9 protein-coding genes are annotated in these 11,216 nt (G+C 71.6%); 8 read left to right on the top strand and 1 reads right to left on the bottom strand.

What is annotated here, in order from left to right; all coding sequences use genetic code 11:
* Nucleotides 1-152 precede the first annotated feature (152 nt).
* Nucleotides 153-659, bottom strand: a complete 507-nt coding sequence (locus BIU97_RS08430; RefSeq protein WP_071254000.1) for a hypothetical protein — start codon at nucleotides 657-659, stop codon at nucleotides 153-155.
* A gap of 123 nt (nucleotides 660-782) precedes the next feature.
* On the opposite strand from BIU97_RS08430, the gene BIU97_RS08425 reads away from it, so the two are divergent.
* The 8 genes from BIU97_RS08425 (at nucleotide 783) to BIU97_RS08390 (ending at nucleotide 11,202) form a co-directional block, all read left to right on the top strand.
* Entirely contained in the window at nucleotides 783-1,625 is an 843-nt protein-coding gene (locus BIU97_RS08425) for a PhzF family phenazine biosynthesis protein (RefSeq protein ID WP_071254118.1), read from the top strand.
* Nucleotides 1,626-1,855: 230 nt separating this feature from the next.
* Nucleotides 1,856-3,214, top strand: coding sequence for an extracellular solute-binding protein (locus tag BIU97_RS08420; protein ID WP_071297451.1), 1,359 nt, complete (start codon nucleotides 1,856-1,858; stop codon nucleotides 3,212-3,214).
* 108 nt (nucleotides 3,215-3,322) lie between these two features.
* Nucleotides 3,323-4,273 (top strand): carbohydrate ABC transporter permease, encoded by a 951-nt coding sequence (locus BIU97_RS08415; protein WP_083420866.1) that lies wholly within the window; start codon nucleotides 3,323-3,325, stop codon nucleotides 4,271-4,273.
* Nucleotides 4,274-4,365: 92 nt separating this feature from the next.
* On the top strand, nucleotides 4,366-5,172 hold the full coding sequence (locus BIU97_RS08410; RefSeq protein ID WP_254782971.1) for a carbohydrate ABC transporter permease: 807 nt from the start codon (nucleotides 4,366-4,368) through the stop codon (nucleotides 5,170-5,172).
* 57 nt (nucleotides 5,173-5,229) lie between these two features.
* On the top strand, nucleotides 5,230-8,343 hold the full coding sequence (locus BIU97_RS08405; RefSeq protein ID WP_071297450.1) for an alpha-mannosidase: 3,114 nt from the start codon (nucleotides 5,230-5,232) through the stop codon (nucleotides 8,341-8,343).
* Nucleotides 8,344-8,585: 242 nt separating this feature from the next.
* Nucleotides 8,586-9,551, top strand: a complete 966-nt coding sequence (locus tag BIU97_RS08400; protein ID WP_071254007.1) for a hypothetical protein — start codon at nucleotides 8,586-8,588, stop codon at nucleotides 9,549-9,551.
* A gap of 57 nt (nucleotides 9,552-9,608) precedes the next feature.
* A complete protein-coding gene (locus tag BIU97_RS08395; protein ID WP_071254009.1) occupies nucleotides 9,609-10,349 on the top strand; it encodes a histidine phosphatase family protein in 741 nt (246 codons plus the stop codon).
* On the top strand, nucleotides 10,339-11,202 hold the full coding sequence (locus tag BIU97_RS08390; protein ID WP_071254011.1) for an NAD(P)H-hydrate dehydratase: 864 nt from the start codon (nucleotides 10,339-10,341) through the stop codon (nucleotides 11,200-11,202). Before BIU97_RS08395 ends, BIU97_RS08390 begins: the two co-directional genes overlap by 11 nt.
* Nucleotides 11,203-11,216: the final 14 nt, after the last annotated feature.

Here is an 11,216-nt window from a genome sequence, read left to right as displayed (position 1 = left end):
CCGCCGCCGCCGCCGCCGCCTCCGCACGGTCGCGGAGTAGTCCCCACGCCCTACGGGGCGCTTGGTGAGCAGGAACGGTCGGGTCGCCGTGCGCGACCCGACCGTTCCTGCTCACCATGCGAGGCGCGAGGCGCGAGGCGCGCAGCCCCGGGTCAGTCCTGCGTGCGGAGCGTCTGGCCGTCGTCGCCGGGGACGACCTCCTCCGTCGTCCAGCCGTACCAGTGCTCGCCGATCTGGGCGACCGCGCGCCCGTCGCCGCAGGTCACCAGGCCCGTGGTCGGCAGGTCCTCCGGCAGGAAGTCCGCGGTCATCGCCGGTCCGCGGTACGAGCCGTCGAGCTCCGTGCAGTCGTCGAGGTCGACGCCGCGCGCCGAGTCGAACCGGATGACGTAGCCGGGCTGCGAGGCGTGCAGGCGGACGTCGATGTCCTCCGCGTCGTCCGGCACCCACGCCGGCATGAAGAACGCGACGTCCTTCGACTCACCGGACCGCGGCGCGTCGGCGTACGAGGCGAAGTGCTTCTGCGGGGTCTTGTTCGGGACGATGTCCTGCAGGACGCTGCACCCGGTCGCGAGCAGGAGGGCCGACGCTGCGGCGGTCGTGGCGAGGGCGATCCGGAGCGTCCGGCGGGCGGTGGTGGGGCGGGTGTCGATGCTCATGGATCCAGTCTCGGCCGCGGCCGGCCGGTGACACATCACGTGCGCACCCGGATCGACCCGGGGGTTTTCCCCACCGTCGAGTGCTCGGCCCCGGTCGGCGCGGCACAGCGGTACCGTCGTCGGATGGGCATCGAGATCCTCCGGTACACCGCGTTCGCCGCCGAGCCGGGCGGCGGCAACCCGGCCGGTCTGGTGCTCGACGCGGCCGCGCTGTCCGACGACGAGATGCTCGCGGTCGCCCGGCAGGTCGGCTACCCCGAGACCGCGTTCGTCGTCGGCGCCACCGCGACCGGCCCGCGCGTCCGCTACTTCTCGCCGGGCGCCGAGGTCCCGTTCTGCGGGCACGCCACCGTCGCGCTCGGGGTCGCGATCGCTGAGCGCGAGGGGATCGGCACCCGGGTCTTCACCACCGCGGCCGGTCCGGTGTCGCTCGACGCCACGACCGGCGCGGACGGCACGGTGCAGGTGGCGATGACGAGCGTCGAGCCGGACTCCCGGGCCGTCGAGCCCGGGCGGCTGACCCGACTGCTCGACCTGCTCGGGCTCGTACCCGGCGACGTCGCCCCGGGGTTCCCGGTGCTCGAGTCGTTCGCGGGCAACTGGCACCCGTTGGTGGTGCTGCACGACAGCGAGCTGTTCCACCAGTTCCGGTTCGACCCGGTCCCGCTCGCCGCGCTCAAGCAGGAGAGCGGCTGGCACGGCACGGTGACCGTGCTGCACCGGACCGGCGAGCGCGAGTACGAGGCGCGGAACCTGTTCCCCGTCGGCCGCATCACCGAGGATCCCGCGACCGGTTCCGCCGCAGCGGCGACGGGCGCGTACCTGCGCGAGGTCGGTGCCGTCGCGGCGGGGGACCGCGTCACCATCCGGCAGGGCCGGCACGTCGGACGCCCGAGCGTGCTGCTCGTCGACGTCCCGGCGTCCGGCGGCATCACCGTCACGGGCACAGCGACCCCGATCGAGTGAGCAGAAGACGTCGGGTCGAGCGCGCCGACCCGACAACATCTTCTGCTCACCGAGTGCACCAGCGGCGGACAACGCCGCCCCGCGCCGCGCTGCCGCACCCGCACCCGCACGCCGCACCCCCGCGCCGCGGCCCGCGGCGAGAAACTCCTTGACACGGATAAGTCCATCCGCTGGACTAATCCTGCGCGCGGGCCGAGGAGCCCGCGGACATCCCGTGCAAAGGAGCACCGATGAAACGCCGCACCCGAATCCTCGCCGGCCTCGCCGCCGTGGCAGTCGCCGCAGCCGGCCTGGCAGGCTGCTCGAGCTCGGGGTCCGCCTCGAGCGACACCATCAAGATCGCCTACCAGAAGTTCGGCGCCTTCCAGCAGCTCGACGCCCAGATGCAGGTCGTCAAGAAGCAGTACGAGAAGGACAACCCGGGCAAGAAGGTCGAACTCGTGCCGATCCAGGCGCAGGAGAACGACTACTACACGAAGCTCGCGCTCATGAACAAGGCGCCGGCGACCGCGCCGGACGTCATGTACGAGGACACCTTCCTGGTGAAGGCCGACGCCGAGGCCGGGTACCTGCTGCCGCTCGACCAGTACACGGCGAAGTGGGACGAGTGGGACCAGTTCTTCGACAACGCCAAGCAGGCCGGCCAGGGCGACGACGGCAAGGTCTACGGGATCCCGATGGGCACCGACACCCGGGCGCTCTGGTACAACAAGGACATCTTCGCCAAGGCCGGGCTCCCCGTGCCGTGGAAGCCGAAGACCTGGGACGACGTCCTGTCCGCGGCGAAGACCATCAAGGAGCAGCAGCCGGACGTCATCCCGTTCAACATCTACTCGGGCAAGCCGCAGGGCGAGGCCTCGACGATGCAGGGCTTCGAGATGCTGCTCTACGGGGCGGACGGTTCCGGGAACACGCTCTACAAGGACAAGAAGTGGGTCACGGGCTCGAAGCAGTTCCAGGACTCGCTGCAGTTCATCAAGGACGTCTACCAGGGCGGCCTCGGCCCGACACCGCAGCGGGCCCTCGACACGAACATCGGCACCACGATCGCGCAGACGTGGCTGCCGAAGGGCAAGCTCGCGATCGACCTCGACGGCTCGTGGCAGTCCGGCACGTGGCTGAAGTCCGGCACCGCCCCGTGGGCTGACTGGGACAAGGTCATGGGCCAGGCGCCGATGCCGACGCAGAACGGCCAGGCCCCCGGGTACAACAGCATGTCCGGTGGCTGGACCCTGGCGGTCGGCAAGAACTCGAAGAACCCGCAGGCCGCGTTCGACTTCATCACGACCTTCCTCAACAAGGAGGGCTCGCTCAAGTACGACATCGAGAACAGCCAGATCGCGGTCCGCAAGGACGTCGCCGAGGACCCGTCGTACGACGCGTCGAACCCGACGTTCAAGTTCTTCTCCGGGCTCGTGGAGAACACGAACTTCCGCCCGGCGACGAGCGACTACTCGCAGGTCTCCAACGCGATCCAGGTCGCGATGGAGTCCGTGATGACCGGGCAGCAGTCGCCGGCACAGGCGGCGAAGGCCTACGACGACGCGGTCGTCGGCGTGGTCGGCAAGGAGAACACGGTCTCCGGGTAGGGACCGGACCACCTGACGGACGGGAGGCGCGCCCCGCGTCGTGCGCCGCGCCTCCCGTCCGCCTCTCCCCGACCAGTCAGCCCCAGCCGCACCCGGAAGGCAGCCACCGTGTCCACCACCCCACTCGCGCCGACGCTGTCGGCGCCCGGTGCGCCGAAACGCACCGACCCGACGGCCCCGCGCAAGCGGCGGCCGCTGCGGGCCGCCAGCCGCGCGGTCCCCCTCCTGCCGGCGATGGTCCTGCTCGTCGTGTTCCTGCTCGGCCCGGTCATCTCGTCGTTCTACGGGTCGTTCACGAACTCGGCGCTCACCGGCGCCGGCGCCGCCGACCAGCAGTTCGTCGGCCTGCAGAACTACCTCGAGCTGTTCCGCGACCCGGACTTCCCGAAGTCCGTCGTCCTCACCGTCGTGTTCCTGCTCGCCTCGGCCGTCGTCGGCCAGAACGTGCTCGGCCTCGGGCTCGCGCTCCTCATGCGCACCGCGAACCGGGCGGTCCGTGCGATCGTCGGCACGTTCGTCGTCGCCGCCTGGGTGCTGCCGGAGATCGTCGCCTCGTTCGCCGCCTACGCGTTCTTCAACGACGAGGGGACGCTCAACGCGTTCCTCGCGTCGATCGGCATCTCCGGCCCGAACTGGCTGTACACGTACCCGATGCTCGCGGTGATCCTGGCGAACATCTGGCGCGGCACCGCGTTCTCGATGCTCGTGTACTCCGCCGCCGTGCAGGAGGTCCCCGAGGAGATCACCGAGTCCGCCGAGGTCGACGGCGCCACCGGCTGGCAGCGGCTCGTCTACATCACGCTGCCCGTCATCCGCCGGAGCATCTCGACCAACCTCATGCTGACGACGCTGCAGACGCTGTCGGTGTTCACCCTCATCTACGTGATGACGGCCGGCGGCCCCGGCACGAACTCGTCGACCCTGCCGATCCTGGCGTACCAGGAGGCGTTCAAGTTCTCGCAGCTCGGCTTCGGGACCGCGATCGCGACCATCCTGCTCGTGGTGGGGGCGGTCTTCTCGATCGTCTACATCCGCGCGCTCAAGCCGGAGGTGGACTGATGGCGATCACCGCTGACCGTCCCGTACCCAACGCCACGCGGTCGGTGACCGCACCGGGCTCGCTGCACATGACCTCGCCGCGGGGTCGGACCATGCGGTGGGTGTCGAACGTCGTGCTGCTCGTCATCGCGGTGTGCTTCGCGGTGCCGTTGCTCTGGCTCGTCCTGGCCGCCTTCGACTCCGCGGCCTCGCTGTCGGTGAAGCTGCCCGCGTCGTTCACCCTCGACAACTTCACGAAGGTGCTCACGCCGGAGCTGTCGTTCATCCCGCTCGCGAACAGCCTGCTGCTCTCCGGCGGCACGGCGGTCGTGACGGTGGTGGTCGCGCTCCTCGCCGCCTACCCGCTGTCCCGCTACAAGATGCGCGTCAACAAGCCGTTCCTGTACGGGATCCTGTTCGGCACCGGGCTGCCGATCACCGCGATGATGGTGCCGGTCTACAGCCTGTTCGTGTCGCTCAACCTCATCGACAACGTGTGGGGCTGCATCTTCTTCCTCGCTGCGACCAGCCTGCCGATGGCGATCTGGATGGCGAAGAACTTCATGGACTCGGTGCCGATCTCGCTCGAGGAAGCAGCGTGGACCGACGGTGCCTCGATGATGACGACCCTGACCCGCATCGTCATCCCGCTCATGCGGCCGGGCATCGCGGTGGTGTTCATCTTCGTGTTCATCCAGGCCTGGGGGAACTTCTTCGTCCCCTTCGTCCTGCTGCTCTCGCCCGACAAGGTGCCCGCCGCGGTGAGCATCTTCAACTTCTTCGGGCAGTACGGCGCCGTCGCCTACGGGCAGCTCGCGGCGTTCTCGATCATCTACTCCGTGCCCGTCATCGCCCTCTACGTGATCGTGTCCAGGGGCCTCGGCGGCGGCAACGCGCTCGCCGGCGGCATCAAGGGCTGATCCGTCGGCGACCAGGGCCGATCCGTCGGTCCCGCCGGCTCTCTCGAAAGGAAGCACATGCACAAGGACGAACCGCTCGTCGAGGCCCGCATCGCCCGCCTCGTCCGCGACCGCGTCGACCCCGCCGTCCTGCGGCGCTCGGCACCGGTGACGATCGAGGCGTGGGAGGTGCCGGGCGAACCGGTGCCGTTCACGGCCGCGGTGCGCGAGACGTACAGGCCGTTCACGGTGGGCAGCGCCTGGGGCGGCCGCCCGTGGGGGACCACCTGGTTCCGGGTCACCGGCACCGTGCCCGAGGACTTCGGCACCGCACCCGGCACCACCGCCGAGCTGCACGTCGACCTCGGCTTCACGAAGCGCCACCCGGGCTTCCAGGCGGAGGGGCTCGCCTACCGTCCGGACGGCTCCACGATCAAGGGCATCGAGCCGCGCAACGACACCGTGCCCCTCGAGGTCGGCCCCGGCGAGTCGTTCGAGCTCTACGTCGAGGCCGGTGCGAACCCGGACATCGGCGGCGACTCGTTCCAGGGCCGGACCCCGCTCGGCTCCCGGTCGACCGCCGGCGACCGGCCGATCTACCGGGTGCGCGCGCTCGAGGTCGTCGAGCGCGACGACACCGTGTGGGAACTGCAGCAGGACCTCTGGGTCCTCCGCGGCCTGATGGCGGAGCTGCCGACCGACGGCACCCGCGGCGCGGACGTCCTGCACGCGCTCGAGCTCGCCGCCGACGCCCTCGACCCGGACGACGTCGCCGGCACCGCGGCCGACGCCCGCGCGGTCCTCGCGCCCGTGCTCGCCGTGCCCGCGAGCGCCGCCGCGCACCGCGCGATCGCCGTCGGACACGCGCACATCGACTCCGCCTGGCTCTGGCCGGTGCGCGAAACGGTGCGCAAGTGCGCGCGCACCTTCTCGAACGTGCTCGACCTGATGGACCGCGACCCGGACTTCACCTTCGCGTGCTCGTCGGCGCAGCAGTATGCCTGGATCCGTGACGGGTACCCGTCCATCTGGGCACGCATCAAGCAGCGGGTGGCCGAGGGCCGGTGGATCCCGGTCGGCGGCATGTGGGTCGAGTCCGACACGAACCTGCCCGGCGGCGAGGCCCTCGCCCGCCAGTTCGTCGCGGGCAAGCGGTTCTTCCTCGAGGAGTTCGGCATCGACACCCCGGAGGCCTGGCTGCCCGACTCGTTCGGCTACTCGGGCGCCCTGCCGCAGATCGTCCGCGCCGCGGGCTCGAAGTGGTTCGTCACCCAGAAGCCGTCGTGGAACGAGACGAACGTCATCCCGCACACGTCCTTCCACTGGGAGGGCATCGACGGCTCGCGCATCCTGACGCATCTGCCGCCGGCGGACACCTACAACTCGGACGTCTCCGCCGCCGACCTGCACCGCGGCGAGCGGAACAACAAGGAGCGCGGCGTCGCGAACACCTCGATGCTGCTCTACGGCTTCGGCGACGGCGGCGGCGGCCCCACCCGCGAGATGGTCGCGGCCGCCCGACGCCAGCACGACCTGGACGGCTCGCCCCGCGTCCAGCTCGGCACGCCCGCCCAGGTCTTCGAGGAGCTCGAGCGCGTGCTGCCGGAACCCGGCGTGTGGTCGGGGGAGATGTACCTCGAGTTCCACCGCGGCACCTACACGTCGCAGATCCGCACGAAGCAGGGCAACCGCCGCTCCGAGCACCTGCTGCGCGAGGCCGAGCTCTGGGCGGCGACCGCGGCCGTGCGACTCGGCGCGGAGTACCCGTACGAGGAACTCGAAGCGGCCTGGCACACCGTCCTGCTGCAGCAGTTCCACGACATCCTGCCCGGGTCCTCGATCGCCTGGGTCTACGAGAACGCCGAGGAGAACTACGCACGGATCGCCGAGGTCCTCGAGGGGCTGATCGGCGACGCGACGACCGCGCTCGCGAACGGCGGGGCCACGGTGCTCGCCGGCGTCGGTGCGTCGTCGTCGACGGCCGCAGGCGGGAGCGGTGGCAGCGGGCTGCTCGATGCGCCGTCCGACGCCGGCGCCGGCAGTGGCTCGTCCGGGAGCGTCGTGCGCTTCAACGCCTCGCCGGTCGCGGCGGGGGACGCAACCGCCCTGGGAGGTTCGCTCGGCGAGGAGCCGCGACCCGTGCCTCCCGTCCGGAACGGCGACCACTTCGTCTTCGACACCGGCGTCGTCACGGCGACCGTCGACGCGGCCGGCCACGTGGTGTCGCTCGTCGACCGTGCCAGCGGTCGCGACGCGATCGCACCGGGCGCGGCCGGCGCCGAGTACACGGTGTTCCGCGACACCCCGAACCAGTGGGAGGCGTGGGACATCGACCGCGCCTACCAGCGCAACGGCACCGTGCTGACGGCCTCGTCGGTCGCGATCGACGGCTCCACGCTCGTGGTGGAACGGTCCTTCGGGTCGTCGACGCTCACGACCCGGTACTCCGCCGTCGAGGGTGAGCCCGAGCTGACCGTCGAGACCGAGGTCGACTGGCACGAGCACCAGAAGCTGCTGAAGCTCGCGTTCCCCGTCGACGTCCGGGCGTCGTCCGCCGCAAGCGAGATCCAGTTCGGGCACATCGACCGGCCGACCCACCAGAACACCTCGTGGGACCACGCCCGCTTCGAGACCTCGGCGCACCGCTGGGTGCACGTCGCCGAGCCCGGGTTCGGCGTCGCGGTGGCGAACGACTCGACCTACGGCCACGACGTCACCCGTTCCACGCGGCCCGACGGCGGGACCACGACGCTCGTGCGCGAGTCGCTGCTGCGCGGGCCGACGTTCCCGGACCCGGACGCCGACCAGGGGCACCACGTGTTCCGCACGGTGCTGCGCGTCGGCGCCTCGGTGCTCGACGCGGCGGACTCGGGCTACCGGCTCAACCTGCCGGTCCGGACCGTCTCAGGCTCGACACCCGTCGAGCCGCTCGTCACGGTGTCGTCGCCGCAGGTGCTCGTCGAGGCCGTGAAGCTCGCCGAGGACCGCTCGGGCGACGTGGTCGTGCGCCTGTACGAGGCCTCGGGCGGCCGGGCGACCGACGTCGGGGTGTCGTTCGGGTTCGACGCCGCCTCGGTGACCGCGGTGGACCTGCTCGAGCGGACGCTCGGCGACAAGTGGGACTCCGGCGAGCCGGTCGTGCTGACGCTCCGCCCGTTCGAGATCGTGACGCTGCGGGTGCGCCGGGGCTGAGGGCGCGGGTGCTGTTGCCGGTGCCGGGTGCTGTTTCGCGCGTAGGGGGCTGAATCGCGCGTAGGAGGTCGAATCGCGCGTAGGTGCCAGTTTCTTCTGGCCACCTACGCGCGATTCGCCTTTCCATTGCGGGTGCATTGGGAAGGAACGTTCGTCCTCCACAGGACGGTCTGCCGGGAGGCCCGTCCACAGATCCACATGCTCGGCACCTCCCGGCGTGGTCGCCCTCCACCGTGGACGGCATGGAACAGCCACTCGCCATCTACCGCGCCAGCTCCATGCGCGACGCAGGCCGCTCCGGTGCCGCCATGCGTCGCCGCGCCGCCGGGGACGGCCCCGACCGGCTCGTCCGCGTCGGACCGAACGCGTTCGTCCGCGGGGCCGACTGGGACGCGGCCGGCCCTCGCCAGCAGTACGTCACCCGGGTCTTCGCCCGCCTCGGACGTCGGAGCACCGCAGCCGCGGGGTCGCACGTCTCGGCGGTCGCGGCGCACGGCCTGCCCTGGCTGGCCGGCTGGCCGGAGGACGTCCACATCACGGTCCCGAAGTCGCAGTACGGCGCACGGACGAAGTCGCTCGTCCTGCACACCAGGCCGCTCGGGTCGACTGACCTCGTGCATCACGGCGGGGTGCGGTTCACGACGGTCGCGCGCACCGTGGCCGACATCGCGCTCCTCGGCGACGCCCGGGCGACCGTCGTCGTCGCCGACGCCGCGATACGGAGCGGTGTCCCGAAACAGGCGTGCACCGCAGCGCTCGGCGGGACGCTGCACGACCGTGGCCGCCGGCTCGCCGTGCTCGCGCTCGACATCGCCGACGGGCGCTCCGGGTCGCCCGCGGAGTCACTGGCGCGGGTCGTGTTCCGCGAGCTCGGCCTGCCCGTCCCGGTCCTGCAGCAGCGCTTCGTGGTCGAGGGGCGTCGGTACGAGGTCGACTTCTGGTTCCCGGAACAGGGCGTGGTCGTCGAGATGGACGGGCACGCGAAGTACACGCAGGAGCGGTACCGCAACGGGCGCGACGCCACGCAGGTGTTCATCGACGAGAAGCGCCGACACGAGCAGTTGCTCACCGTGCCGGGGGTGCGGGTGATCCTCCGCCTGGAGTGGCGCGACCTGTGGGACCTCGACCGACTCACCCGGAGGCTCCGCGCGGCCGGACTGCCGTGCGCCGTCCGACCGGTCCGCAGCGCCCGCGACGTCGCCCGCTGACGCTCCCGGAGCCGCGACGGAGAACGGGTCCAGCGGCAGTCGTCTACGGTCGCGGGCATGGCTGTCACCGAGATCTGGCTCGTCCGACACGGGGAATCCCTCGCCAACGTCGCCGCGGAGCGTGCCGAACGCGCGGGCGCCGACGTGATCGAGGTCGAGTACCGCGACGCCGACGTCCCGCTCAGCCCGCTCGGGGAGCAGCAGTCCCGGGCACTCGGCCGCGAACTCGCCGACCGTGGCGTGGACGACGTGTCCGCGGCGCTGTGGGTCTCGCCGTACCTCCGCGCGCAGCAGACGATCGGGATCGCGCTCGCCGCCGGCGGCGTCACCGAACCGACGAAGCGGGTGGACGAGCGACTGCGCGACCGGGAACTCGGCGTCCTCGACCTGCTCACCCTGACCGGGGTGCGGAACCGCCACCCCGACGAGGAGCGCCGTCGGCAGTGGCTCGGCAAGTACTACCACCGGCCAGCGGGCGGTGAGTCGTGGGTCGACGTGATGGCACGGCTGCGGTCCCTGCTCGTCGACGTCGACCGGCTCGACGGAGCCGACCGCCTGGTCCTCGCCGCCCACGACGCCGTCGTCATGCTCATGGTCGCGGTCTGCCTCGACCTCGACGAACCGGCCCTCATGGACTTCGCCGGCGACCACACCGTGGCGAACGCCTCGCTCACCCGGCTGCGGCGCGACGGTGTCGGGCAGCCCTGGACGCTCGAGGAGTTCTCGGCCGTCGAGCACCTCGACGAGACCGAGGTCACCGAGCACAGCGGCCGGAAGGACGACGTCCGTGTCCGCTGAACAGATCACCCCGAACCTCCTGCGCGACTGGCCGCTGCCCGAACCCGGCGCGGGCAAGTACGGCCGTGGCCAGGTGCTCGTCATCGGCGGCGCCGCCCGCACGCCGGGGGCCGCGATGCTGTCGGCGCTCGCCGCACTCCGGGTCGGCGCTGGTCGGCTCACGCTCGCCGTCGCCCGGAGCGTCGCAGCCGAGGTCGCCGTCGCCGTGCCGGAGTCGGGCGTCGAACCACTCGACCAGGACGACGCCGGGCACATCGCCGTGGGGGCACTCGCGGCGATCGCGGACGACATCGGCAGTGCCGACGCCGTGCTGCTCGGACCAGGGCTGGACGAACCGGACGGCGCGCGCGACCTCGTCGCCTCCATCGCGGACGCCGTCGGCGACGACACGCTGGTCGTGCTGGACGCCTTCGCCCTCGGCGTCGCGGCCGACGTCGCGGACCGGCTCGAACCGTTGCGCGGCCGACTCGTGATGACGCCGAACAGTGGCGAGGCCGAACGGCTGCTCGGCCGCGAGTGCGGCGGGGACGACGAAGCCGACGCCCTCGCGATCGCGGAGCGGTACGGCGCGGTCGTGGCCCTGTCCGACGTCATCGCGAGCCCCGACGGTCGGACCTGGATCAAGGGCACCGGTGCCGGCGGCCTCGGGACGAGCGGCAGCGGTGACGTGCTGTCCGGCGTCGTCGTCGGGCTCCTCGCCCGTGGCGCCGACCCGGCGCAGGCCGCCACGTGGGCCAGTTCCGTGCACGCCACCGCGGGGGACCGCCTGGCCGTGCAGGTGGGACCGCTCGGCTACCTGGCGAGTGAACTGCTCACCGAGATCCCGCGGGTACTGGTCGAACTCGGGCGCTGACCGCGGGAGTTCGG

Source organism: Curtobacterium sp. MCBA15_009 (assembly GCF_001864895.1).
Classification (GTDB): domain Bacteria; phylum Actinomycetota; class Actinomycetes; order Actinomycetales; family Microbacteriaceae; genus Curtobacterium.
The sequence above is the reverse complement of the archived record's forward strand: the minus strand, read 5'-3'. Positions and strand labels throughout refer to the sequence as shown.